At 72.6% G+C, this 25,130-nt stretch carries 21 protein-coding genes; 9 read left to right on the top strand and 12 right to left on the bottom strand.

Features of this window, described 5'->3' with window-relative positions; genetic code table 11:
• Positions 1–31: 31 nt before the first annotated feature.
• Entirely contained in the window at positions 32–691 is a 660-nt protein-coding gene (locus VMF51_RS07085) for a TetR/AcrR family transcriptional regulator (RefSeq protein WP_325473709.1), read from the top strand.
• 1 nt (position 692) lies between these two features.
• Here VMF51_RS07085 and VMF51_RS07080 read toward each other — a convergent pair whose 3' ends face one another.
• Positions 693–1,973, bottom strand: a complete 1,281-nt coding sequence (locus tag VMF51_RS07080) for an acetyl-CoA C-acetyltransferase (RefSeq protein WP_325473708.1) — start codon at positions 1,971–1,973, stop codon at positions 693–695.
• A gap of 98 nt (positions 1,974–2,071) precedes the next feature.
• Here VMF51_RS07080 and VMF51_RS07075 point away from each other — a divergent pair, with 98 nt between their 5' ends.
• From VMF51_RS07075 to VMF51_RS07065, 3 genes are all read left to right on the top strand, one after another.
• The gene (locus VMF51_RS07075) at positions 2,072–3,406 is read left to right on the top strand and encodes a 3-oxoacyl-ACP reductase (protein WP_325473707.1); all 1,335 of its coding nucleotides are present in this window, start codon (positions 2,072–2,074) and stop codon (positions 3,404–3,406) included.
• Positions 3,406–4,242 carry a MaoC/PaaZ C-terminal domain-containing protein gene (locus VMF51_RS07070; RefSeq protein ID WP_325473706.1) on the top strand — a complete coding sequence of 279 codons (837 nt, stop codon included), beginning with the start codon at positions 3,406–3,408 and terminating at the stop codon, positions 4,240–4,242. Before VMF51_RS07075 ends, VMF51_RS07070 begins: the two co-directional genes overlap by 1 nt.
• Positions 4,243–4,345: 103 nt before the next feature.
• Positions 4,346–5,857, top strand: a complete 1,512-nt coding sequence (locus tag VMF51_RS07065) for a malate:quinone oxidoreductase (protein ID WP_325473705.1) — start codon at positions 4,346–4,348, stop codon at positions 5,855–5,857.
• Between the two features lie 632 nt (positions 5,858–6,489).
• Here VMF51_RS07065 and VMF51_RS07060 read toward each other — a convergent pair.
• Genes VMF51_RS07060 through VMF51_RS07050 form a run of 3 tightly spaced genes read right to left on the bottom strand, consistent with a single transcriptional unit; the run spans position 6,490 to position 9,171 of the window.
• Positions 6,490–7,347 (bottom strand): acyl-CoA thioesterase II, encoded by an 858-nt coding sequence (locus VMF51_RS07060; RefSeq protein ID WP_325473704.1) that lies wholly within the window; start codon positions 7,345–7,347, stop codon positions 6,490–6,492.
• Positions 7,344–8,222: an acyl-CoA thioesterase II gene (locus VMF51_RS07055; protein ID WP_325473703.1), complete on the bottom strand. Its 879-nt coding sequence runs from the start codon at positions 8,220–8,222 to the stop codon at positions 7,344–7,346. The genes VMF51_RS07060 and VMF51_RS07055 overlap by 4 nt, the downstream gene beginning before the upstream one ends.
• Before the next feature lies 1 nt (position 8,223).
• Positions 8,224–9,171: a PAC2 family protein gene (locus tag VMF51_RS07050; protein ID WP_325473702.1), complete on the bottom strand. Its 948-nt coding sequence runs from the start codon at positions 9,169–9,171 to the stop codon at positions 8,224–8,226.
• A 116-nt stretch (positions 9,172–9,287) separates the two neighbouring features.
• On the opposite strand from VMF51_RS07050, the gene VMF51_RS07045 reads away from it, so the two are divergent.
• Positions 9,288–10,505, top strand: a complete 1,218-nt coding sequence (locus VMF51_RS07045) for a thiolase family protein (RefSeq protein WP_325473701.1) — start codon at positions 9,288–9,290, stop codon at positions 10,503–10,505.
• Positions 10,505–12,565: a 3-hydroxyacyl-CoA dehydrogenase NAD-binding domain-containing protein gene (locus VMF51_RS07040; RefSeq protein WP_325473700.1), complete on the top strand. Its 2,061-nt coding sequence runs from the start codon at positions 10,505–10,507 to the stop codon at positions 12,563–12,565. Before VMF51_RS07045 ends, VMF51_RS07040 begins: the two co-directional genes overlap by 1 nt.
• Positions 12,566–12,648: 83 nt before the next feature.
• Here the strand turns inward: VMF51_RS07040 and VMF51_RS07035 are convergent, their stop codons facing one another.
• The gene (locus VMF51_RS07035) at positions 12,649–13,248 is read right to left on the bottom strand and encodes an XRE family transcriptional regulator (protein ID WP_325473699.1); all 600 of its coding nucleotides are present in this window, start codon (positions 13,246–13,248) and stop codon (positions 12,649–12,651) included.
• Positions 13,249–13,324: 76 nt separating this feature from the next.
• Here VMF51_RS07035 and VMF51_RS07030 point away from each other — a divergent pair, with 76 nt between their 5' ends.
• A complete protein-coding gene (locus VMF51_RS07030) occupies positions 13,325–13,966 on the top strand; it encodes a class I SAM-dependent methyltransferase (protein ID WP_325473698.1) in 642 nt (213 codons plus the stop codon).
• Positions 13,967–13,981: 15 nt separating this feature from the next.
• Here the strand turns inward: VMF51_RS07030 and VMF51_RS07025 are convergent, their stop codons facing one another.
• The 4 genes from VMF51_RS07025 to VMF51_RS07010 form a co-directional block, all read right to left on the bottom strand.
• The gene (locus tag VMF51_RS07025) at positions 13,982–14,878 is read right to left on the bottom strand and encodes a universal stress protein (RefSeq protein WP_325473697.1); all 897 of its coding nucleotides are present in this window, start codon (positions 14,876–14,878) and stop codon (positions 13,982–13,984) included.
• A gap of 107 nt (positions 14,879–14,985) precedes the next feature.
• Positions 14,986–16,485 (bottom strand): amino acid permease, encoded by a 1,500-nt coding sequence (locus tag VMF51_RS07020; RefSeq protein ID WP_325473696.1) that lies wholly within the window; start codon positions 16,483–16,485, stop codon positions 14,986–14,988.
• A gap of 239 nt (positions 16,486–16,724) precedes the next feature.
• The gene (locus VMF51_RS07015) at positions 16,725–17,387 is read right to left on the bottom strand and encodes a response regulator transcription factor (RefSeq protein WP_325473695.1); all 663 of its coding nucleotides are present in this window, start codon (positions 17,385–17,387) and stop codon (positions 16,725–16,727) included.
• Positions 17,384–19,456: a sensor histidine kinase gene (locus VMF51_RS07010; RefSeq protein ID WP_325473694.1), complete on the bottom strand. Its 2,073-nt coding sequence runs from the start codon at positions 19,454–19,456 to the stop codon at positions 17,384–17,386. Before VMF51_RS07010 ends, VMF51_RS07015 begins: the two co-directional genes overlap by 4 nt.
• A gap of 134 nt (positions 19,457–19,590) precedes the next feature.
• Between VMF51_RS07010 and VMF51_RS07005 the strand changes: the two genes are divergently transcribed.
• Positions 19,591–20,217 (top strand): hypothetical protein, encoded by a 627-nt coding sequence (locus VMF51_RS07005; RefSeq protein WP_325473693.1) that lies wholly within the window; start codon positions 19,591–19,593, stop codon positions 20,215–20,217.
• Positions 20,218–20,227: 10 nt separating this feature from the next.
• On the opposite strand, the gene VMF51_RS07000 is transcribed toward VMF51_RS07005, so the two are convergent.
• Positions 20,228–21,187 carry a helix-turn-helix domain-containing protein gene (locus tag VMF51_RS07000; protein WP_325473692.1) on the bottom strand — a complete coding sequence of 320 codons (960 nt, stop codon included), beginning with the start codon at positions 21,185–21,187 and terminating at the stop codon, positions 20,228–20,230.
• A gap of 173 nt (positions 21,188–21,360) precedes the next feature.
• Between VMF51_RS07000 and VMF51_RS06995 the strand changes: the two genes are divergently transcribed.
• A complete protein-coding gene (locus tag VMF51_RS06995; protein WP_325473691.1) occupies positions 21,361–22,197 on the top strand; it encodes an alpha/beta hydrolase in 837 nt (278 codons plus the stop codon).
• Here VMF51_RS06995 and VMF51_RS06990 read toward each other — a convergent pair.
• A complete protein-coding gene (locus tag VMF51_RS06990) occupies positions 22,181–23,572 on the bottom strand; it encodes a hypothetical protein (protein ID WP_325473690.1) in 1,392 nt (463 codons plus the stop codon). The two genes, VMF51_RS06995 and VMF51_RS06990, sit on opposite strands and share 17 nt — an antisense overlap.
• Positions 23,553–25,130, bottom strand: a 1,578-nt coding sequence (locus VMF51_RS06985) for a 1-deoxy-D-xylulose-5-phosphate synthase (protein WP_325473689.1), incomplete at its 5' end; no start/stop codon positions are given. The genes VMF51_RS06985 and VMF51_RS06990, both read right to left, overlap by 20 nt.

Below are 25,130 nucleotides of genomic sequence, written 5' to 3'. Positions count from 1 at the left end.
CTCGGGGTTACAGGACGGCTAGCATCGGGGTATGCCGACCCGTGCGCCTGCGACCGACGGTCGGCGTACGGCTGCGGCGGCGCGGCGGCGCAAGCGGGAGGCGGAGATCATCGGCGCCACCCGGGCGCTCTTCGACCAGCGCGGGGTGCGCGACGCGCAGATCGACGACATCGCCGGCGCGGTCGGGATCAACCGGGCGATCGTCTACCGGCACTTCTCCGGCAAGGAGGAGCTGTTCGCGCTGGTGCTGGTCGGGTACCTCGACGAGCTGCATGGCGAGCTCGACAGCGCGGGGGGCGCGACGCCCGAGGAGCGGCTGGCCTCGATCGTCACGGCGTTCGTCGACTACGGGCTGGCACACCCGGCGTTCGTGGACTGCGCCCAGGCGCTGATGCGCCGCTCCGGCCCCGAGCTGCTGGACGAGATCTCCGAGGGCGCGCTGTTCCGGCTCGGGCGCAGCATCTCCGCCTGTCTGGCCGTCCTCGGCTCCGCCCTGGAGGAGCTCGGCGTCGAGGACCCGACGCTGCTGGCGAACACGCTGTACGCCAGCGGTCTGGGCGCGCTGCAGCTCGCCCGGGTCGGAATCCTGGTCAAGGAGGCCTCCCCCGGTATCCCGACCGTCGGACAGATCTCGCCCGAGCAGGTCCGCGACTACCTGGTCACCTCGGCGCTCGCGCTCGCCAGCGCCTGACTCAGCGCTCGAGGATCGCCACGACGCCCTGACCGCCCGCGGCGCAGATCGAGATGAGACCGCGGCCCGACCCGCGCTCGGCGAGCAGCTTGGCCAGCGTCGCGACGATCCGGCCGCCGGTGGCGGCGAACGGGTGCCCGGCGGCGAGGGACGACCCGTGCACGTTCAGCCGCGAGCGGTCGATCGAGCCCAGCGGGGCGTCGAGGCCCAAGCGCTCGGTGCAGAACACCGGGTCCTCCCACGCCTTCAGCGTCGCCAGCACCTGCGACGCGAACGCCTCGTGGATCTCGTAGAAGTCGAAGTCCTGCAACGACAGGCCGCGGCGCGCGAGCATCCTCGGGACGGCGTACGCCGGGGCCATCAGCAGGCCCTCGTTGCCGTGCACGTAGTCGACGGCCGCGGTCTCGGAGTCGACCAGGAACGCCAGCGGCTCCAAGGAGTGCGCGGCCGCCCACTCCTCCGACCCGAGCAGGACGACGGACGCGCCGTCGGTGAGCGGGGTCGAGTTGCCCGCGGTCATCGTCGCCGCCTCGCCGCGACCGAAGACCGGCTTCAGCTTGGCCAGCTTCTCGGCGGTCGAGTCCCGACGCAGGTTGTTGTCGCGCTCGAGGCCGCGGTACGGCGTGACGAGGTCGTCGAGCCAGCCGGCGTCGTACGCCGCCGCGAGGTGCTGGTGCGACGCGGCCGCCAGCTCGTCCTGCTCCTCGCGCGTGACGCGCCACTCCAGTGCCGTGAGGGCCGCGTGCTCGCCCATCGACAGCCCGGTGCGCGGCTCGCCGTTCTGCGGGATCTCCAGGCCGATGTCGCCCGGGCGGATCGCGCCGAGCGCCTTGACCTTGCCGGCGGTGTCGCGCGCTGCGTTGACCCGCATCAGCTTCCGGCGCAGCTTGTCGCTGATCGCGACGGGTGCGTCCGACGTCGTGTCCGTCCCGCCGGCGATCCCGGCGTCGATCTGCCCGAGCGCGATCTTGTTGGCGACCTGGATCGTCGCCTGCAGGCCGGTGCCGCACGCCTCCTGGATGTCGGTGGCCGGCGTCTCGGGCGCGAGCTTCGAGCCCAGCACCGCCTCGCGGGTCAGGTTGAAGTCGCGCGAGTGCTTCAGCACCGCCCCCGCGACGACCTCACCGAGCCGTTCCCCCGCCAGCCCGTAGCGCGCCACCAGTCCGTCGATCGCCGCGGTGAGCATGTCCTGGTTGGAGGCGTCGGCGTACGCCGTGTTGGACCGGGCGAACGGGATGCGGTTGCCGCCGAGGACGGCGACGCGTCGGGTGCTGGAGGTCATGGCTCCATGGTTCCCACCTGGGTACACCTCAACAACGACATGAGACCCACGTCATGAAATGTGGACTCGGAGTTACACGACTAGTTGCATGGAGTGTCATGAGCGACCGCTACCAGGACTTCGCGTCCTCGCAGATCGGCAAGTTCCTCGTGAAGAACCTGGGGCTGCCGAGTCCCACCCGCCTGGAGAGGTACGACGCGGGCGCGCCGCTCGTCGACGGCACCGTCCTGCTCGGCGGCGACGGCCGGCTGGCCCGGTCGCTCCCCGGCCTGCTCGACGACCTGGGCATCGACCACACCGACGACGCGGGTCCCGAGCAGCGCTTCAAGGGCCTCGTCTACGACGCGACCGGCCTCACCTCGTCGGACCGGCTCGGTGCGCTGCGCGAGTTCTTCACCCCGCTGCTGCGCCGGCTCGAGACCTGCCCGCGGGTGATCGTGCTCGGTACCCCGCCCGAGCAGGTCGCGGGTGCGGAGCGGGTCGCCCAGCGCGCACTGGAGGGCTTCACCCGCAGCCTCGGCAAGGAGATCGGCCGGGGTGGCACCGTCCAGCTCGTCTACGTGGCCGCGGGCGCGGAGGCTGCGGCCACCTCCACGCTCGGCTTCCTTCTGTCGCCGAAGTCGGCGTACGTCTCCGGGCAGGTGGTGCGCATCGGCGCCCACGGCGCGACGACGGCCGGCGGGGTCGCCGACTGGACCCGGCCGCTGACCGGGCGAGTCGCGCTCGTCACCGGCGCGAGCCGCGGCATCGGCGAGCAGATCGCCCGGGTCCTGCACCGCGACGGGGCGACGGTCGTCGGCGTCGACGTACCGCAGGCGGCCAGCGAGCTGCAGGCACTGATGCGCGAGCTCGACGGCGACTGGCTCGCCCTCGACATCACCGGACGGGACGCGCCGCAGCGCATCGCCCACCACCTCGCCGAGCAGCACGGCGGCGTCGACGTCGTCGTCCACAACGCCGGCATCACCCGTGACAAGAAGCTGGCCAACATGACCGAGGACCGCTGGGACTCCGTCATGGCCGTGAACCTCACCGCGCCCGAACGGATCACGCGTGAGCTGCTGGACCGGGGCGTCATCAACGACAACGGCTCGATCGTCGGGGTCGCGAGCATCGCCGGCATCGCGGGCAACGTCGGTCAGACCAACTACGCCGCCTCCAAGGCGGGCGTCATCGGGCTCGTCGACTCGCTCGCCGACGACCTGGACCGCGGCATCACCGTCAACGCCGTCGCGCCCGGGTTCATCATCACGAAGATGACCGCCGCGGTGCCGTTCGCGACCCGCGAGGTCGGCCAGCGGCTGAACGCGATGGCCCAGGGCGGGCTGCCGGTCGACGTCGCCGAGACCGTCGCCTGGTACGCCTCCCCCGGCTCGACCGCCGTCAACGGCAACGTCGTCCGGGTGTGCGGCCAGATGATGCTGGGCGCCTGATGTCGCTCGTCCGCGCCGCACTTCCCAGCGTCCCCCTGGTCAACCGGCTGCCCGGCGTCAGGAAGGCACCGGCCGACGGCTTCACCGGCCTGCGGCGGTCCCGCCCGCCGGTGACGATCGAGCGCGAGCACGTCGAGCGGTACGCCGCGGTCTGCGGCTTCCCCGCCAAGGACACCGTCCCGATGACCTACCCCCACCTGCTGGCCTTCGGCCTGCACCTGGAGATCCTGGGCGACCAGGCCTTCCCCGCCCCCGCGATCGGCACCGTGCACGTCGAGAACTCGATCACGGCGTACCGGCCGATCGCCGTGGGCGAGACACTCGCCGTGGAGGTCGAGGTCGGCGCCGCCCTGCCTCACCCGAAGGGCACCGCCTACGCCTTCGAGGCAACCGCCCGGTCCGGGGACGAGACCGTCTGGGAGAGCACCTCGACGTACCTGCGCCGAGGAGCGAGCACCGGGTCGCCGGCCGAGGGCGTCGACCTCCCGGAGGCCGCTCCGCACGGACTGACCTGGCGGCTGCCCGCCGACCTGGGACGCCGGTACGCCGCCGTGTCGGGAGATCACAACCCGATCCACCTGCATCCCCTGACGGCCCGCGCGCTGGGCTTCCCGCGACCGATCGCGCACGGCATGTGGAGCCTCGCCCGGTGCGTCGCCGCGATCGAGAACCGGCTCCCCGGCGCGGTCCGTGTGGACGCCGCTTTCAAGAAGCCCATCCCCCTTCCGGGAACCGTCGAGTACGGCGTCATACGACTCGACGACGGCCACGCGTTCTCGCTCTCCCGACCCCGCGACGGGGCTCCTCATCTGCTCGGTCGGAGCACCGAAATGTGAACCATGTCTCTCCTGCTCAGGGGAAAACAGACCTGCCGATCGGTGTTGGTGAAGGTGCACCTATTTTCGTGCGCGCCATCCCCATCGACAGGAGAACAACAGCGTGAGCTCGGCCAGCGAAGGACCTGTCCAGTACGACGCCATCCTGGTCGGCGGGGGCATCATGTCGGCCACGCTGGCCACGCTCCTGCACCAGGTGGAGCCGAGCTGGCGGGTCGCCGTCGTCGAGCGTCTCGACGACCTGGCGCAGGAGTCCTCCGGCCCCTGGAACAACGCCGGCACCGGGCACGCCGCGCTGTGCGAGCTCAACTACTCGCCGCAGCGCCCCGACGGCTCCGTCGACGTCAGCAAGGCGATCAGCGTCAACGAGCAGTTCCAGCTCAGCCGGCAGCTGTGGGCCTTCCTGGTCGAGAGCGGGCAGATCCCCGACTCCACCTCGTTCGTCCACCCGAGCCCGCACATCAGCTTCGTGTGGGGCGAGGAGAACGTCGCCTACCTGCGCAAGCGCTACGAGCTGCTCGCCGAGCACCCGCTCTTCGTCGGCATGGAGTACACCGAGGACCACGACGTCATCGAGCAGTGGGCGCCGCTGCTGATGGCCGGCCGCGAGCGTGACGAGCCGGTGGCCGCGACCCGCTCGCTCGCCGGCACCGACGTCGACTTCGGCTCGCTGACCCGCCTGCTGGTCGGCGCGCTGGACGACCGCGGCGCCATCGACCTGGTGACCGGGGTCGAGGTGCGCAAGCTGGACCGCCTCGAGGGCGGCGGCTGGCGCGTGCGCGGCAAGCACCGCGACGGCTCCGGCAAGTACGACGCCTCGGCCCGCTTCGTCTTCGTCGGCGCCGGCGGCCAGGCGCTGACGCTGCTGCAGCGCTCCGGCATCCCGGAGATCCGCGGCTTCGGCGGCTTCCCCGTGAGCGGCGAGTTCTGGCGCACCACCAACCCCGAGATCGTCGCCCGCCACCAGGCCAAGGTGTACGGCAAGGCCGCCGTCGGCGCGCCGCCCATGTCGGTACCCCACCTCGACACCCGGATGGTCGACGGCAAGCCCAGCCTGATGTTCGGCCCGTACGCTGGCTTCAGCCCCCGCTTCCTGAAGAACGGCTCGCTGCTCGACCTGTTCCGCTCGATCCGCCTGCACAACCTGTGGCCGATGATCCAGGTCGGGCTGCGCAACGTCGGCCTGACGCTCTACCTGATCGGCCAGGTCCTCGCCGGCCGGAAGTCCCAGCTCGCGGAGCTGCGGCACTTCTTCCCCGACGCGAAGGCCGAGGACTGGGAGAAGATCGTCGCCGGCCAGCGGGTCCAGGTCATCAAGAACGTCCCCGGCCAGGGCGGCGTCCTGCAGTTCGGCACCGAGCTGATCGCCGCCGGCGACGGCTCCATCGCCGGCCTGCTCGGCGCCTCGCCGGGCGCCTCGACGGCCGTCCCGATCATGCTCGACGTGCTGAGCACCTGCTTCCCCGACAAGGCCGAGGAGTGGCTCCCCGCGCTGGAGAAGATGATCCCCAGCTACGGCCAGAGCCTCTCGGACAACCCCGAGCTCGCCGCCGAGGTGCTCCACGACACCGCCCTCGCCCTCGGCCTGACCCTCGACGAGGCCGACGCCGCCTGACCCCACGCCGGTTGAGGTGCGAGCGCAGCGAGCCTCGAAACCCCCGCAGCCCGACAAGCACGCCCGACCGACACCGTCGTACCGCTCACCGGGTCCCCGGTGCCCCAACGCCGGTTGAGGTGCGAGCGCAGCGAGCCACGAAACCCCCGCACCTCAACAAGCACGCCCGACCGACGGCCGTCGTACCGCTCACCGGGTTTCGAGGCTCAGGACTCCGTCCTTCACACCTCAACCACCGCCAGGCCGGCGCAGGCTTCGTCCTTCACACCTCAACCACCGCCACCCAACGCCGGTTGAGGTGCGAGCGCAGCGAGCCTCGAAACCCCCGCAGCCCGACAAGCACGCCCGATCGAAGCCGTCGTGCGGCTCACCGGGTTTCGAGGCTCAGGACTCCGTCCTTCGCACCTCAACCAGCGTGGCACTACTCGCTGGTCGAGTAGCCCGCGAGGAACGAGCGGGCGTATCGAGACCACCGTCCGCACCCGACCCTCACGAGGCCGACTTGCAGGTCACCGGGTTTCGAGGCTCAGGACTTCGTCCTTCGCACCTCAACCAGCGCCAGGCCGACGCAGGACTTCGTCCTTCGCACCTCGACCACCGTCAGGCCGGCGCAGGACGCCGTCCTTTGCACCTCAACCAGCGTTCGGGCGGGGGCGGATGAGGCCTTCTTGGGCGAGGGTGGCGACGAGGGTGCCGTCGGTGAGGAAGACGCGGCCGAGGGAGAGGCCGCGGGCGCCGCTGGCGGAGGGTGACCACTGGTCGTAGAGCCACCACTCGTCGGCGCGGAAGGGGCGGTGGAACCAGATGGTGTGGTCTAGCGAGGCCATCTGGGTGTGCGACGGACTCGCGTCATGAGCGGCGAGCGAGGCGCCGAGCAGGCTGACGTCGCTGGCGTAGGTGAACGCGGCGAGGTGGACCACCGGGTCGGGCGGCAGCTCCTCGCGGATCCGGACCCACATCTGCGCCTGCGCCTGGTAGCGGTGGTGCGCGGGCAGGCCGGTGCGGGTGTTACCGAGGTAGCGCACGTCGAGCGCGGACCACTCCTTGCCGAGAGCGTCCGCCTCGGTGTTGCCACCGGAGCGCATCAGCTCGACCAGGTCGAAGCCCTGCTCGGGCGTGCCGACCGCCGGCATCGCGTCCTGGTGCTCGTAGCCCTCCTCGGGCCGCTGGAAGTCGAGCGTCTGGTAGTAGATCGGGCGCCCGTGCTGGCGGGCGACGACCCGGCGGGTCTGGAAGGCCCGGCCGTCGCGGATCCGCTCGACGTCGTACACGATCGGGACGGAGTAGTCGCCCCCGCGCAGGAAGTAGGAGTGCAGCGAGTGGACGGCGTACGCCGGGTCGACGGTGCGGATCCCGGCGACCAGGGCCTGGGCGGCGACCTGGCCGCCGTACACGCGGGCCCGGGCGGAGTCGGGCTGGGCGCCCCGGAAGAGGTCGGGCTCGATCTGCTCGAGGTCGAGCAGCCGCACCAGCTCGGCGACGTCGCTCATGCGCGCGCTCGCGAGGGGTCGAACTTCCGCAACAGTGCCTCCTGGGCGACGGTGGCGACCAGCGTGCCGCCTTCGGTGAACACGCCGGCAGTGACGAGCCCGCGCCCGCCGCCGGCGAACGGCGAGGTCTGGTCGTAGAGCCACCACTCGTCGGCACGGAACGGCCGGTGGAACCAGATCGCGTGGTCGAGCGAGGCGACCATGTGGGTGCCGTCCTCCGGGCGCGCCCCGTGCGGCGCGAGCGCCGAGCCCATCAGGGTCATGTCGGAGAGATAGGTGAACGCCGCGACGTGCAGGAACGGGTCGTCGGGCAGCCGCGAGGAGACCCGCAGCCAGCAGCGCTGGAGGCCCGGGTGCTCGGGGTCCTCGGCCAGCAGGCCGTCGCCCGAGCTGCCGACGTAGCGCAGGTCGGCGACGTCCCACTCGCTGTCGGCGCTGGTGTCGCGGTCGGGGTACATCTGGGCCAGCACCTGGCGCGGGTCGAGGGACTTCTCGGGCGAGGTCACCTCGGGCATCACGTCGTGGTGCTCCCAGCCCTCCTCGGACACCTGGAAGTTGGCCGTCAGCGCGAAGATCGGCCGGCCGTGCTGGCGCGCCAGCACCCGCCGGGTCGCGAAGGAGCGACCGTCGCGGAGCGTCTCCACGTCGTACACGATGGGCGCGCCGGGGTCGCCGGGCTGCAGGAAGTAGGAGTGCAGCGAGTGCACGCCGTACGCCGGGTCAACGGTCCTCGTGCCGGCCACCAGGGCCTGCGCGGCGACCTGCCCGCCGAAGACGCGGGGCAGCGCGGAGGGCTCCTGCGCGCCCCGGAACAGGTTGTCGTCGATGCGCTCGAGGTCGAGCAGCGCGAGCAGGGCGGCGGCGTCCTTCGGCATCTCAGCTCCCCGACTTGTCGTCGTCCGGACCTTCGAGGCCGGCCAGGAACTGCTCGAACTGCTGACCGAGCTCGTCGCCGCTGGGCAGCGGCTGGTCGGGCGCGAGCAGGTTGGCGCCCGAGGCCTCGGCCCGCTCGAAGGAGTCGTACTGGCGCTCCAGCGCCGCGACCACGTCGCCGAGCTCGTCGTTGGCCTCCAGGTAGCGGGCGATCTCGGCCGCGCGGTCCTCGGCCTCCGCGCGCAGGCCGGAGAGGTCGACGGTCAGCCGGCCCGCGATCTCGACCTGCTCCAGCAGGGTCGCCGAGGCCTGGGGGAAGCTCAGCTGCGCGAGGTAGTGCGGGATGTGGGCCACGAAGCCCTGGGCCGCGTGGCCCCACTCCCCCAGGCGCACCTCGAGGAGGGCCTGCGCACTGCTCGGGACCCGCAGCTCGCCGCGCCACCGGCTCTCGCCGACGAGCAGGGCGGGGTCGTTGGCGTGCGAGGTCAGCGCGATCGGCCGAGTGTGCGGCACGGCCATCGGCACCGAGCCCATGGCGACCGTCCTGGTCACCCCGAAGCGCTCGACGACCTCCCTGACCGCGCGGCAGAACGCCTCCCACCGGTTGTCGGGCTCCGGCCCGTGGAAGAGGAGGTACGGCGTCCCGCCGGTGTCGTGGAGCAGCCGGACGACGAGCCGCGGGGCGTCGTACGCACCGTAGTGGTCCTGGAGGAAGGACATCGCCGGTCGGCGGGCGCGGTAGTCGTGGAACTGGTCGACGTCGAACGTCGCCACGACCGAGCCGCCGTCGTCGAGGTCGTGCAGGTGCTGCGCGGCGCGGGCCGCGGCGTTGCCCGCGTCGAGGAAGCCGTCGAGGACGAGCACCATCGTCAGCCCGTCGGTCGGGTCCTGGCGGTCGTCGAGCTCGGGGACCTCGTCCACGATGTGCACGAGCCTGGGTTCTGACGTCACGACGCCACCCTAGTGGTGATCCCCCGCGTGACGACGCACACGCCCACCCTCGTCGCCGAAGTTGTTACTCATGGGTAATCTTGCCTCGTCCCCACCACCCCCACCCAGGAGAACAGGTGCCCCGACAGCTGCGAGAGGTCGTCTTCGTCGACGGCGTACGCACCCCCTTCGGCAAGGCCAAGGGTCAGTACGCCGAGACCCGCGCCGACGACCTCGTCATCAAGTGCATCCGCGAGCTCATGCGTCGCAACCCGTCGCTCCCGCCGGAGCGTGTGGACGAGGTGGCCGTCGCCGCCACGACCCAGATCGGCGACCAGGGCCTGACCATCGGCCGCACCGCTTCCCTCCTCGCCGGGCTGCCGCAGAGCGTCCCCGGTTTCGCCATCGACCGGATGTGCGCGGGCGCGATGACCGCCGTGACCACGACGGCATCCGGCATCGCCTTCGGCGCGTACGACGTCGCCATCGCGGGCGGCGTCGAGCACATGGGCCGGCACCCGATGGGCGAGGGCGTCGACCCGAACCCGCGGATCCTCTCCGAGCGCATCGTGAACCCTGACGCGCTGGTGATGGGCAAGACCGCGGAGAACCTCCACGACCGCTACCCCACGATCACCCGCGAGCGCGTCGACGCGTATGCCGTCCGCTCGCAGGCCAAGACGGCGGCGGCGTACGACGCCGGGAAGATCCAGCCCGACCTGGTGCCGGTCGCGACCCGCTCCGCCGAGGAGGGCTGGGGGCTGGCGTCGACCGACGAGCCGATGCGGCCCGGCACCTCCATGGAGTCGCTGGCCACGCTGAAGACGCCGTTCCGCGCGCACGGCAAGGTGACCGCGGGCAACGCCGCCGGCATCAACGACGGCGCGACGGCCGCGCTGCTCGCCGACGAGGAGACCGCGCGCGAGCTCGGGCTGCCGGTGAGGATGCGGCTGGTGTCGTACTCCTTCGTCGGCGTCGAGCCCGAGGTGATGGGCGCCGGCCCGATCCCGGCGACCGAGAAGGCGCTGAAGCAGGCCGGCCTCACCATCGACGACATCGAGGCGTTCGAGGTCAACGAGGCGTTCGCCGTGCAGGTGCTCGCGTTCCTGGAGCACTTCGGCATCGCGGACGACGACGCGCGCGTGAACCCGTACGGCGGCGCCATCGCGATGGGCCACCCGCTCGCCTCCTCCGGCGTCCGGCTGATGACCCAGCTGGCGCGGCAGTTCGAGGAGCGCCCCGAGGTCCGCTACGGCCTGACCACCATGTGCATCGGCATCGGCATGGGCGGCACGGTCATCTGGGAGAACCCGCACTGGGTCTCGACGAGCTCGACCACCGAGGGAGTGGCCTGATGAACGACCTGTTGAAGCGTGCCGAGGCGATCTCCTCCGACGCCGAGCGCGTCACGGCCGCCCACCTGCGCAAGGTGACGCTCCCGTTGGGCGCCGGTGTCATGGGCCTGATCACCCTCGACAACGGCGAGGACCACACCAAGCCGAACACGTTCGGCCCGCGCTCGCTGCTGGCGCTGAACGCGGCCATCGACGCGGCGCTGGCCGACGAGTCGATCTCGTCGATCGGCGTGACCGGCAAGCCCTTCATCCTCGCCGCGGGCGCCGACCTGACCTCGGTCGCGGGCGGCGGGCCTGACGCCGTCCGCGTGGTCGCCGAACTGGGGCACGCGGTCTTCCGCAAGCTGCAGGACGGCGGCAAGACGTCGTTCGGCTTCGTCAACGGCCTCGCGCTCGGCGGCGGCCTGGAGGTCGCCCTGCACTGCGACCATCGCACGGTGCTGGACAGCGCGCCCGCGCTGGGCCTGCCCGAGGTGATGCTCGGCCTGGTCCCCGGCTGGGGCGGCGCCTACCTGGTGCCGAACCTGATCGGGGCGGACCGCGCGGTGACCGTCATCGTCGAGAACCCACTCAACAACGGCAAGACGCTGTCGGGCCGGGCGGCGTACGAGCTCGGTCTCGCGGATGCGATGTTCTCCGGCGCGGACTTCCTCGAGCAGTCGCTGCTCTGGGCGGCGTCGGTCCTCACCGGCGCGACCGTCGTGTCGCGTCCGGAGGTCGACCGGGGCGAGGCCTGGGACGCGGCCGTCGCGCGCGGCCGGCAGATCGTGGCCGGTCGCACCGGCGGCGCCAGCCCCGCGGCCGCCACGGCGGTCGACCTCATCGAGGCGGCCCGTACGGCGACCCGCGACGAGGGCTTCGCGGCCGAGGACGACGCCCTGGAGGCGATGTCGCACACGCCCGAGCTGATCGCCTCGCTGTACTCGTTCGACCTGGTGCAGAAGCGGGCCAAGCGGCCCGCCGGCGCACCCGACCGGTCGCTCGCGCGCCCGGTCACCAAGGTCGGCATCGTCGGCGCGGGCCTGATGGCCTCGCAGCTGGCGCTGCTGTTCGTACGCCGCCTCGAGGTGCCGGTCGTGCTGACCGACCTCGACCAGGAGCGCGTCGACAAGGGCGTGGGCTACGTCCACGCCGAGATCGACAAGCTGCTCGCGAAGGGCAGGATCAACTCCGACAAGGCCAACCGGCACAAGGCCCTGGTCAGTGGCACGATCGACAAGGCGGCGTCGTTCGCCGATGCCGACTTCGTCATCGAGGCCGTCTTCGAGGAGATGTCGGTCAAGAAGTCGGTCTTCGCCGACGTCGAGAAGGTCGTCTCCCCCGAGTGCGTGCTGGCGACCAACACCTCGTCGCTGTCGATCACCGAGATGGCCGCCGACCTGGAGCACCCCGAGCGGGTCGTCGGCTTCCACTTCTTCAACCCGGTCGCGGTGATGCCGCTGCTGGAGATCGTGCGCGGATCCTCCACCTCCGACGAGACGCTGGCGACGGCGTTCGCCACCGGCAAGGCGCTGAAGAAGACGACCATCCTGGTCAACGACAGCCCGTCGTTCATCGTGAACCGGCTGCTGGGTCGCTTCATGAGCGAGGTCAGCCGGATCGTCGACGCGGGCACCCCGATCGAGGTCGTCGACGGCTCGTTCGCGGGTGTCGCGCCGATGCCCCCGTTCACGCTGATCGCGCTCGTCGGCCCGGCGATCGCGCTGCACAACACCGAGACCCTGGCTCAGGCGTTCCCCGACCGGTTCTACGTGTCGCCGGCCCTGCAGCGGGTCGTCGAGGCGCGGAAGTCGTCGTACTTCCTGCCGGACGGGACGCTCGACCCCGAGGTCTCGGCGCTGCTGGAGCAGCCGGCCTCCCCGGTCGAGCTGTCCGCGTCGGAGGTCCGCACCCAGGTGCTCACCGGGCTCGCCGAGGAGGTGCAGATCATGCTCGACGAGGGCGTGGTCGCCGCCGCCGAGGACCTCGACCTGGCGATGATCACCGGCGCCGGCTTCTCGTTCTGGAACGGCGGCCTGACGATGCTGCTGGAGCGCGAAGGCCTCGGCTCCTTCCACTGACCCCAGTCCGACCCAGGCCCAGCCCGACCCGTCACTTTCTCGTCGACACACCGCGAAAACTGCCGAGAAAGTGACGGGTCGGCTCACCGGGGGGCGGCGCGGACGTGGGCGCGTTCGCCCTGGCGGCCGATGAGGCTGAGGAACTCGACGGGGCCGGCGGCGGTGGCGCCGAACCAGTGCGGGGTGCGGGTGTCGAACTCGGCGGCCTCACCCGCTGCGAGCAGCAGGTCGTGCTCGCCGAGGACGAGGCGGAGGGTCCCGTCGAGGACGTAGACCCAGTCGTAGCCGTCGTGGGTGCGCAGGTCGGGTACGGCGTCGTCGGTGCCGGCGGGGAGCACGAACTTGTACGCCTGGATCCCGCCTGCCCGCCTGGTCAGCGGGAGGATGACCGCGCCGTCCGGACCCGCGATCGGCTGCAGGTTGATCCGGGGGTTCCCGGTGGCCGGGGCGTCGACCAGCTCGTCGAGCGTGACGCCGTGGACCCGGGCGAGCGGCAGGAGCTGCTCCAGCGTCGGTCGTCGCAGCCCGGTCTCGAGACGCGAGAGCGTGCTGACGGAGATGCCGGTCTGCTCGGCCAGCTCGGCGAGGGTGGTCGACCGGCGCTGCCGCAGGGCCTTGAGCCGCGGACCCACCGCGTCGAGGGTCCGATCGGCGTCGTCGGGACCGGGTGAGCGATTTTCCATTCGGCAACATCCTTTGCGATATCGCCACCCAGCGTCGCATGCTCGTCGTGACGACGCGAGCCGACACGGAGGATGCATGAGCAACGAGTTCGACCGGGAGTTCTGGGAGGAGCGCTGGCGCTCCGGCGCCCACGGGTCGATGGCGGCGAGCGGACCGCACCCCGCGCTGCGCGCCGTCGCCGACGAGCTCGAGCCGGGTACGGCGCTCGACGCGGGCTGCGGCAGCGGAGCCGAGGCGTCCTGGCTCGCCGCGGCCGGATGGCGGGTCACCGCCGTCGACATCGCGGAGAGCGCCATCGCCCAGGCGCGCGAGCGGACCGCCGGACTGCCCGGCGCCGAGCGCATCGAGTGGTTCGCGGCCGACCTCACGACGTGGACGCCCGAGGCACCGTACGACCTGGTCGCCACCCACTACGCCCATCCCGCGATGCCGCAGCTGGACTTCTACGACCGGATCGCGGACTGGGTCGCACCCGGCGGCACGCTGCTGATCGTCGGCCACCGCCATCACGAAGGTCATGGGCACGAAGGTCATGGGCACGACCACGACGGCCCGCCCGCGGCCGCCTCCGTGACGGCCGCGACGGTCACGGACCGCCTGGACCCGACGGTCTGGACAGTCCGGACCACGGACGAGGTCGACCGGGTCCTCACCGGCCCGGGTGGCCGGCCGGTGCCGCTGCACGACGTGGTCGTGCGCGCCGTCCGGACGCGCTGACGATCCCGCGCCCGCTCAGATCAGGCCCTTCCCGACGTCGACGACGGCGACCGGCCGGTCGGCGCCGTGGAGCACGTCCCGGCTCACCGACCCGAGCAGGACCCGACGGACGAGGCCCTTGCCGTGGGTGCCGACGACGATGAGCTGGGCGTTCCCGGCATGGCCCAGGATCGCCGGGGCCGGCTCGGCGTGCACGGCGACGTGCTCCACCGAGACCGCGGCTCCGCCCGGCGTCTCGCCGAGCACCCGGTCCACCAGGTTGGCGATCTCGCCCTCGACGTCGGCCTGCTGCCGTTCGACGAGCTCCGGGTCGGCGCGGAGGCCGGCCGGCTGCAGGACGTCGTACGCGGTCACGGCACGCACGGACGTCCCCCGCAGGACCGCCTCGTCAATCGCGAACCGGAGCGCGCTGATGCCGAACTGCGAGTCGTCGACGCCCACCACGATCGGCCCGGTCGTCGGCACGTCGCCCTCTCCGACGACCACCACCGGACACGTCGCGTCGGTCGCCATCTGGTTGCTGACCGAGCCCAGCAGCGCGCCCACCGCGTTCCCCAGCCCGCGCCGACCGATGACCACCGCGTCCGCGTCCTCGGAGGCGGCCATCAGCACGGCACCCGGCTGACCCGGCCGGGCGCTGGTGGTGCAGGTCAGCTCCGGCGCGAGCTCGCGGACGCGGCCGGCCGCGGTATCGAGCAGCTGCTTCGCGAGCTCGGCGTACCACTCGACGGTCTGGCTGGCGGCGAGGTCGTGGAGGCCGTAGAGGTCGCCGGTCGGTACGGCGGGCACCGGGCTGTACGCGTGCACCAGCTCCAGCTGCTCGCCGCCCAGGCGGGCGCGGGCAACCGCCCAGTCGAGGGCGCCTCCGCTGTGCTCGGACCCGTCGATGCCGACCACGATGCGTCCGCTCATGGGCTGCCCTTCCTTCGCGGCTGGGGTCGGCTGGAATCCCACAGCGTCGCGGCGCGGTCACGGGCGTACTTCCCCCGGTTCGGGTGATCGACGGAGCCACGGACCGGTCAGCCCCCGGGCGGCGGGACGGGCTCGCGCTCCCGCTCGCCGAGCCGGCTGTGCCTGCGGCCGTACACGGCGTAGACCACGACGCCGAGCGCCATCCAGATGAGGAAGCGCAGCCAGGTCTCGCCGGACAGGTTGAGCATCAGGTAGAGGCACAGCAGCGTCGCGAGCACCGAGACGAGACCCACCACCGGGGTGCGGAAGGAGCGGGGCAGGTCGGGCCGGGTACGGCGCAGGACGGCGACACCGATGCTGACCAGGATGAAGGCGAACAGGGTGCCGATGTTGACCAGGCTGGCGAGCGTCGCGAGGTCGACGAAGCCCGCGATCGCGGCGACCACGACGCCCGTGATCAGCGTGATCCGGTACGGCGTCCCGTAGCGCGGGTGCACCGACGACAGCCCGCGGGGCAGCAGGCCGTCGCGTGACATGGCGAACGCGACCCGGCTCTGACCGAGCATCAGGATCATCGCCACGGCCACCAGCCCGATGCAGGCCCCGACCGAGATCAGGTCGCCCATCCAGTCCACCCCGGCCTCGTTGAACGCGGTCGCGAGCGGGGCGGCGTCGTCGGGGTCGATGTCGCGGTAGTCCTGGACCCCGGTGACGACCAGGCTGACGGCGGCGTACAGGACGGTGACGACGGCGAGCGAGCCGAGGATGCCGATCGGGACGTCGCGCTGGGGGTTCTTGGCCTCCTCGGCGGTGGTCGCGACCACGTCGAAGCCGATGAAGGCGAAGAAGACCACGGCCGCGCCCGAGATCACGCCGGCGATCCCGAAGACGGCCGGTTCGATGCCGAAGATGCTGGTGACCAGCGGCAGGTGGAGGAAGCCGCCCTCCGACTCGGTCGTCGGCTGCGACTCGGGGATGAACGGCACCCAGTTGCCGGGGTCGACCAGCGTGATGCCGACGACGATCACGGTCGCGACCACGGCGAGCTTGATCGCGACGATCACCTGGTTGACCCGGCTGGAGAGCTTCGTGCCGCGGATGAGCAGCACCATGATCACCAGCGAGACCACGATGGCCGGCAGGTCCACGACACCCGCGGAGGCCGAGCCGACCTGGGTGGGCACCTCGAACGGCGTGCCGGCGAGCAGCTCCTGGAGGTAGCCCGAGAAGCTGACGGCCAGCGCCGAGGCGCCGATCGTGAACTCCAGGGCCAGGTCCCAGCCGATGATCCAGGCGATCAGCTCGCCGAAGCTGGCGTAGCTGAAGGTGTAGGCGCTGCCGGCGACCGGCACGGTCGAGGCGAACTCGGCGTAGCAGAGGCCGGCGAGCCCGCACGCGACGGCCGCGATCAGGAACGACAGCGCGAGGGCAGGACCGGAGTGGGAGGCCGCGACGGTGCCGGTGAGCACGAAGATGCCCGCACCGACGACGACCCCGATGCCGAAGACGACGAGGTCGGCGGCGCCCAGCTCCTTGCGGAGGCGGTGGTCGGGGTCGTCGGTGTCGGCGATGGCCTGCTCGACGGACTTGGTGCGGAACACGCTCATGACGGACCCCCTACCCGACGCCGGGCTCCCGCACGCGCGGGGCGCCGGCGTACGCCGTTTGCGACGGTCGGGACTCGGGCACCCGGTGGCACCGCTTCCCGTTCAGGGAGCACGACAGATCGGAGTCCTTCGTGAACACTCGCACCATCGCCGTCGCCGCCCTGGTCATCGCCGTCATCCTGCTCCTGCTGCTCGTCCTCTGACCAGCCCCGGCGCCGGACCGGAGCCGGCCGGATCGCTCAGCCGCCACCGCCGAGGCCGGCCTCGCGGGCGCGGATGATCGCGTCGGCCCGGTCGGTGGCCTGCAGCTTGGCCAGGATGTTCGAGACGTTGTTGCGCACCGTCTTCGGCGCCAGGTACAGCTCCGCCGCGATCTGGGCGTTGTTGCGCCCCGCCGCGATGAGGTCGAGGATCTCCAGCTCGCGCTCGGTCAGCTGGGGGAAGACCGACCGGTCCGGTGTCGTCGACCCGGAGAGGAGGTCGGTGATCCGCGCGGCCAGGGAGGCGCCGAAGACGAGTCCGCCGGCGTGCACGGTGGAGATGGCCCGCGCCACCTCGTCCTGGCTGGCGCCCTTGACGAGGTAGCCCCGGGCGCCGGCCCGCATCGCCGCGAGCACCGTGCCGTCCTCCTCCCCCATCGTGAACACCAGGACCCGGGTCTCCGGGAGCTCGACGCCCAGTCGTCGGGTCGCCTCGATGCCGTTCATCTCGGGCATCTGCAGGTCCATCACCACGACGTCCGGCCGGTGCTCGAGCGCGAGGGCCACCGCCTCGGCGCCGTCGGCCGCGGTCGCGACCACCGCCACGGCGGGCTGGGTGCCGAGCAGCGAGGCCAGTCCGTCGCGGAAGACCGGGTGGTCGTCGGCGATCAGGACCCGCACCGGACCGTCGGTCTCGCTCATGCCGTCTCCTCGATCCTGGTGTCCTCGGACACGACGCTCAGTGGCAGCCAGGCGCGCACCCGGGTGCCGCCGCCCGGCGGGCAGATGATCTCGGTGCGGCCGCCGAGCTCGTCCGCGCGCTCGCGGATCGAGCGTAGGCCCACCCCGGCGGTCACCTCGGGGGCGATCCCGACGCCGTCGTCGGTGACCTCCACGAGCAGCGCGCCCGGCACCGCCGCCAGCCGGACGACGGCGCACCCGGCGTCCGCGTGCCGGGCGGTGTTGGTCAGCGCCTCCGAGGCGATGCGGTACGCCGCGACCTCGACCGCGGCGGGCAGCGGCGGCAGGTCCTCGGCGTCGACGGTCGCGCCCAGCTCGGTCGAGCTCAGCCGCTCCGCCTGCTGACGCAGCGCGGCGAGCAGGCCCAGGTCGTCGAGGGCCGGCGGACGCAGCCCGTGCACGAGGCGTCGTACGTCGGCGAGCGCGTCGGTGATCTCCTGGCGCGACTGGGCCAGGAGGCGGCGGCTGGTCTCGGGGTCGTGGTCCAGGGCGTTCCCGGCGGCGTCCAGGCGCATGGCGACCCCGCCGAGCGCCGGGCCGAGCCCGTCGTGGAGGTCGCGGCGGATCCGGCGACGGTCCTCCTCGCGGGCGAGCACGAGCTGCTCGCGGGACGCCTGCAGGTCGTCGGCGAGCCGGCTGCTGCGGACCGCCATCGCGGCCTGCCGCACCACGTCGAAGAGCAGCGCCTGGTCGCGCTTGGACAGCATCGAGCGGACCCCGCGGGCGGGCAGCTCCAGCCGCCCGACCTCCTCGGCGCCGTAGCGGATCGGCACCTCCCGGATCTCGTCCGGCGCGTCGCCGTGCGTGGCCGCGAGGGTGCCGCCGCCGTGGCGGAACACCTCCACGCGCACGAAGCCGAGCTTGAACGCCTCGGCGAGCTCGGAGGCCAGGGCCGGCAGCTGGCGGCGTACGTCGCCGTACTCCTCCAGGCGGGCGGCGAGCTCGGTGACCACGGCGTACCGGTCGCCGCGGCGCCCCACCAGCACGCGTCGTACGACGGCGCCGGCCCAGGTGCGCAGCGGGCCGTAGATCGTGACGGCCAGGAGCAGCACCAGCAGCGTCGCGTCGCCCTCGGAGAGCCGCTCGCCCAGGACCCCGTCGAGCAGAGCGAGCAGGGCCAGGTCGAGCACGACCACGATCGCGGCGACGGCCGACCACACGCCGGTGGCCGCCAGCAGCGCGTCGACGTCCCACCGCTCCGGATCGAGGATGCCGATGGTGATCGACGCGCCGGTCACCGCGAACGCGACCACGAGGGCGATCGTGACGATCCAGCCGTTGTGCAGCACGATCGCGATCCCGAAGACGACGAGACACGTCATCGCGGCCCACAGCAGCCAGCGCAGCTGGAGCCGCTCCCGCCCCGACGCGCGGCGCTGCCGGGCGAGGAGCACCGCGACGGCGAGCGGGATCGAGAGCAGGGTCAGGGTCCGACCGACCGTGAGCAGGGCGATGTAGAGGTCGCCGTCGACCGGCAGCTGCGGCATGCCGGTCTCGAGCGGCATCGCGAAGCCGTCGCCCTCCAGGGAGTCCACCGGGGCGAACAGCAGCAGCACCGGCAGCGCGCAGGCCATCGCGATCACGCCGATGCTCACCGGCCGCCAGCGCCCCGGGACCAGGCGGCCGGTCGGGTAGAGGACCAGCACCAGCGGCAGCCCGACCATCAGGAACGCGCCGAGCTGGGCGACCACCCAGACCGCAAACCCGGTGAGCGGCAGGTACGGCGTGTGCGCCATCCCGTACGCCGACCACGACTCGGCCAGCCCGTCGAAGGCCCACAGCAGGCCGGTCAGCGCGATCACCCAGGCGACCGGGTGCCGCGGGTGCCGGGCCAGGACGGGGACCGCCGTACCGGCACCGACCGCGCCGACCAGGGCGGAGAAGCTGCCCCAGCCCATCAGGGCGCGGGCGCGGTCGGCGGGCTCGTTCACGAGATCGAGCGGGATGCAGAGCCCGACCGCCAGCAGGGCCAGCGCGGCGACGACGTACGCGACCGGGGCGACGCGCGGGGCGGGACGGGCGGGGTGCACCCGCTCAGTATCGAGCGGCACCCGTCCCGTCGTCCCGGGATCGGAGTCCCGCCGCGGACGGGACATCTCGCGGGACCGGGGACGGGACCGCGCTCCCTGCCGCCCGGGTCGCCGTCCCGCCGAGGGTTGCTGCCATGACGAACTACACCGACACCACCCCCGCCCGCACCGACGTGCGGCCCACCACCACCTCGTCCGGCTCGCCCGCCCGCCGGCCCTACGTCCTCCAGGGCACCGTCCTCTCGGTCGGCGCGCTCGCCTGGGCGGTCACCATGGCCTTCGGCGGGATCGACCCCGGCGAGACCGGCGCGGACCGGATCGCCTTCGCGTTCGGCTCCGGCCTGTTCCAGGTCGGACTGCTGTGCCTGCTCACCGTGCTGTTCCGGACCCGGGCACTCGGCACCGGCCGGCTCGCGCGGTTCTTCGTCCGCTTCGAGGCCGTCCTGGTCGTGCTGGCCATCGGCTCGACGATCGCCGACGGCACCGGGGTCAGCAACCTGGACCAGACCCGCTGGCTGCTGCTCGACATGTTCTGGCCGCTGTCGATGCTCGGCATGTTCTTCATCGGCATCCGGATCGCGGTCGCCGGTCGGTGGCGCGGCGTGTCGCGGTTCTGGCCGATGGTCGCCGAGAGCTGGGCCGTCGTCGTGATCCCGACCATGGGGATCTTCGGCGAGGACATCGCCCAGGTCGTCGCCCCGCTGCACCTGCTGGTGGGGTACGTCGTGCTCGGTCAGATCGTCGCCCGCAAGGAGGGCTGACCCGTCCCGCTCACCCCGTCCCGTTCCGCGCACCCACGGCCTGCTGCCACTCCCCGGGCAGCAGGCCGTAGGCCGTGCGGAAGCGGCGCGCGAAGTGGGTCGCGTCTTTGAACCCCCAGCCGTGCGCGACCCGCGCGACGCCGCGCCGGGACCGGGCCAGCTCAGCCCGCGCGCCCTCCAGGCGCCGCTCGATGACGTACTGCTCCAGGCTGAACCCGGCCGCCTGGCAGGCCCGGAAGACCTGGCGCCGCGAGACCGCCAGCGCCGCCGCCACCCGGTCGGGTCCCAGGTCGGGCTCCCGCAGGTGCGCCGCCAGGTAGGCCCGCACCTGGTCGGCCAGGGTCCGCTCCGTGACGTCGGCCGGGGTCCGGCCACCCTCGGCCGCGCCCGCGAGCACCGCACGCAGCAGGTGCACGCTCGCGGTCCCGGCGTCGACGGCGGCCGGCGAGGAGGCGAGCGTCTCCGCGTGCCGGGTCAGGTCGCGCAGGTGGTGGGCCAGGGTGCCGTAGAGCGGGCTGCTGGCGAGCCGGGTCGAGGCCCGCGCGATCACCTCCGGCGACAGCCCCAGGTCGGCGGTCGCGACCTGCATCGAGCTCGACGAGCCGATCCCGCTCCAGGCGAAGGAGTACGGCCGGGTCAGGTCGACCACCATCAGCTCCCCGGGATGGACCCGCCGCTGCAGCGCGCCCGCGTCGTACCGACCCGTGCCCTGCTCGTGGACCGCGACCGCGACGTACTCCGGGAAGTCCTGGCGGGCAGCGCGCGAACCGCGCGTCATCCGGACACCGGTGCTCCACGTGCTGAACAGCTGCACCGGTCCGACCGGGGTGAGCTCCATCCGCGCCGCGGTCCCCTGCTCCTCGTGCTCCAGGTCGACCCGGGTCGAGCCGGTCATCACCAGCATCGTCGTGCGGAACGCCTCGGCGCGCTCGCGCGCCTCCAGCGCGGCAGTGTCGAGCAGCACCGGCATGCCCCGGACGGTACGACGGACCGCCGCCACCGCGCATGACCCACGCGGGTGGTCTTCGATCGCCGCCCGCAGCGGCACCCAGGGCCGACGAGCGGGCACCCAGAGCCGTTCGGGCGTACGCCGTGCGGCCCTAGCGTCATGGCTCCCCACCGCGTCACCGAAGGAGATCGACCATGGACGCCGAGCAGCACCCTGCCCCCGACACGATCGTGCTCGTCCACGGACTGTGGGTCACGCCCCGCAGCTGGGAGGAGTGGGTCGCCCACTACGAGGCGCAGGGCTTCACGGTCGTGACACCCGCCTACCCGGGCTTCGAGGTCGAGGTGGAGGCGCTGCGCGCCGACGAGTCGATCATCGCCGAGTGCGACATCACCGCCACGATCGACCACCTCGCCGACGTCGTCCGGTCGATCCCGACGGCGCCGATCATCATGGGCCACTCCTTCGGCGGCGCGCTGACCCAGATGCTGCTGCACCGCGGGCTGGGCGCGGCGGGCGTAGCGATCAACTCCGCCCCCACCGAGGGGGTGCGCACCAACCCGCCGTCGCAGCTGAAGTCGCTGTGGCCCGCCCTGAACAACCCGGCGAAGCGGCACCGCGCGGTCGGGTTCACCGAGAAGCAGTTCCACTACGCGTTCACCAACACCCTCGACGAGGAGGCCGCGAAGGCGGCGTACGAGCGCTACGCCATCGCCGCGCCGGGGCGCTGGGTGTGGGACTACGGGCTGATCGCCAACTTCAAGCCCGGTCACCAGGAGACCTGGGTCGACTACCGCAACGCCGACCGGGCGCCGCTGCTGTTCATCGGCGGCACCGCCGACCACATCATGCCGCCGGCGGTGAACAAGTCGAACGCCAAGAAGTACGCCAAGTCGGGCGTCCCTGCGGAGTACCTCGAGTTCGAGGGCCGCTCGCACTGGACCTGCGCCGAGCCGGGCTGGGAGAAGGTCGCCGACACCGCGCTGGAGTGGGCGCTCGCGCACGCCCGCGCGCTCAGCCTGCCGGGCTGATCTCGGGGGCCGGCGGGGTCTGGGTCGGCACCATCGACGGGTCGGTGCCCGGATCCGTGCTCGGGGCGGTCGGGACCGGGACGGTCGGCGTCGGCGGCACCGGCGGCGGCACCGGCTCGCCGTACTCGGCGACGATCAGCTCGCCCGCTCGCCGGGCCAGGCGGGCGGGCCGGATCTCGAGCCAGTCGAGCAGCAGCCGGTCCGGGTCGACCTCGCCGGAGCCCACTTCGTCGAGCAGGCTCCACAGGACCGACTCGTCGAAGGTGCGGGCGAGGTACTCGCAGGCCCACCAGGCCAGCGCGTAGCTGGTGGCCGTGCCCTCCCCGCTGAACGACCCGTCGTCGGGCAGCGCGTCGAACCCCGCTTCCGCGGCCCGGACCGCCCGCTCGGGCACCCGGCGCTCGGCCGGGTCCATCGCCTGCGCGGAGACGTACTCGGCCAGCCCCTCGCTCAGCCACACCGGGGCGTGGTCGTCGCGCGAGCCCAGGGCCACGTGGGTGAGCTCGTGGCGGACCAGGCGGTCGCGGGCGACCCCGGCGCGCTCGAGCATCCGCGGGTGCAGGGCGAACCGGGTCGCCGCCAGCGTCTCCTCGCCGGGCGAGGCCGGGACCGGGAAGGCCACCCCGTCGAGGACGTCCGGGTCGCCCCCGGGCACGTCGTCGATGACCCGGAGGTACGCCGGGTCCGAGAGCGCGTAGACCACGACGGACCGCGACCAGTCGTACGGGACCTCGGCGGCGACCGCGTCGATCCCCCGCTCGACCGAGCGCAGCAGCGGGCCGGACGCCGGCAGGCTGCCCTCGTCGAACACCCCGAGGACGCCGGACCCGCTGCGCACCACGACCCGACCGAGGTCCCACGGCTGCGGGTGCACCTCGTGGGTCTGCTCCCAGGCCGGGTCGGTGACGGAGGTGAGGACCATCCGGTCGGGCCGCCGCGTGCCGGGGCGGAACCGGTAGCGGTCCCGGGTGACGACGGGGACGGCGTCGTACCCGGACAGCAGCAGGTGCTCCTCGACCACCACCCAGTAGTCGTCGCCGTCGCGCACGAGCGCGGCGGGGTCGACGGTGTAGCTCAGCTCGCCGACCGGCAGCTGGCGCAGGTTGGCGAGCCAGGTGCGTTGCTGCTCGCGGAACTCGGCGGTGCCGCGGATCCCGCGCTCGAAGGCGGCGCCGTCGCCGGCCAGGACCGCGCGGGCCCGGCGCTGCAGGGCCTGCTGGACGCCGGAGACCACGTCGGGTGCGGCGGCGTACGACGTGCCGCTCGGTGGGGGCGGCAGGGCGTCCTCGGTGTGGCCGGTGCAGGCCGGGAACGCGAGGACCAGCGCCGCGACCAGCGCGGCGCGGAGGGAGAGGTCAGGCCGGACGATCGGCATCGACGGGAGAACGATCCTCGGCCATCGAGGTCATGTCCTCGACGATGCCGAGGGCCAGGGCCTGGGGCGTCAGGCCGATCCGCTCGAGGATCGCGGCCCGCTTCGCGTGGCCCAGGAACTCCTGCGGGATGCCGTGCAGCCGGAACGGCGTGGTGACGCCCGCGTCGTTGAGGGTCTGCAGCAGCACCGCGCCGCAGCCACCGACCCGGCCGTTGTCCTCGACGCTGACGACGAGCCGGTGCTCGCGGGCGAGCTCCACGATCGCCGGGTCGACGGGCTTGACCCAGCGCGGGTCGACCACCGTCACGCCGATGCCCTGCGCGACCAGCCGGTCGGCGACGTCGACGGCGACCTCGTTCATCGACCCGACGGCGACGACCAGCACGTCCTTCCTGCCGTTGCGGACCAGGACGTCAGCCGCACCGGCCTTGCCGATCGTCGGGATGTCGGCGGGCGGCGGCCCCTTCGGGAACCGGACGACGGTCGGCGCGTCGTCGACCTCGACGGCCTCGTTGAGCAGCTCGCGCAGCCGGGCGGCGTCGCGCGGGGCGGCCAGGCGCAGGCTCGGCACCAGCTGGAGGAACGACAGGTCCCACATGCCGTTGTGGCTCGCGCCGTCGGTGCCGGTGATGCCGGACCGGTCCAGCACGATCGTCACCGGCTGCTTCAGCAGCGCGACGTCCATGAGCAGCTGGTCGAACGCACGGTTGAGGAACGTCGAGTAGATCGCGACCACCGGGTGCATCCCGCCGAGCGCGAGGCCCGCGGCCGAGGTGACCGCGTGCTGCTCGGCGATGCCCACGTCGAACATCCGCTCCGGGAACCGCTCCCCGAACGGAGCCAGGCCGGTCGGGCCGGGCATCGCCGCGGTGATCGCGACGATGTCGTCGCGCTGCTCGGCCTGGGTGATCAGCTCGGTCGAGAACACCGACGTCCAGTCCGGCACCGGGGCGCCGCGCGACTTGCCGGTGAGCGGGTCGATCACGCCCGTCGCGTGCATCTGGTCGGCGACGTGGTTCTCGGCGGGCGCGTAGCCCATGCCCTTGCGGGTCACCGCGTGCACGATCACCGGACCGCCGAACGCCTTCGCGCGGCGCAGCGCCGACTCCATCGCGACCTCGTCGTGCCCGTCGACCGGGCCGAGGTACTTGATGCCGAGATCGGTGAACATCACCTGCGGGCTGACGGCGTCCTTGAGACCGGCCTTCATCCCGTGCAGCAGCTGGTAGGCGGCACGGCCCACCCACGGCATCTTCTTGACCATGCGCCGGCCGCTGTCGAGCATCCGCTCGTAGCCGGGCTGCAGGCGCAGCGCCGCGAGGTGATCGGCGAGGCCGCCGATCGTGGGCGCGTAGGAGCGGCCGTTGTCGTTGACGACGATGACCACCGAGCGGTCCTTGCCGGCGGCGATGTTGTTGAGCGCCTCCCAGCACATGCCGCCGGTCAGGGCGCCGTCGCCGACGACGGCGACCACGTGCCGGCGCCGTTGCCCGGACAGCTCGAAGGCCTTGGCCAGGCCGTCGGCGTACGACAGGGCCGCCGACGCGTGCGACGACTC

The organism is Nocardioides sp., from assembly GCF_035503875.1.
GTDB lineage: Bacteria > Actinomycetota > Actinomycetes > Propionibacteriales > Nocardioidaceae > Nocardioides.
Note: the sequence above shows the minus strand (reverse complement) of the source record. Positions and strands in the feature narration are given on the sequence as shown.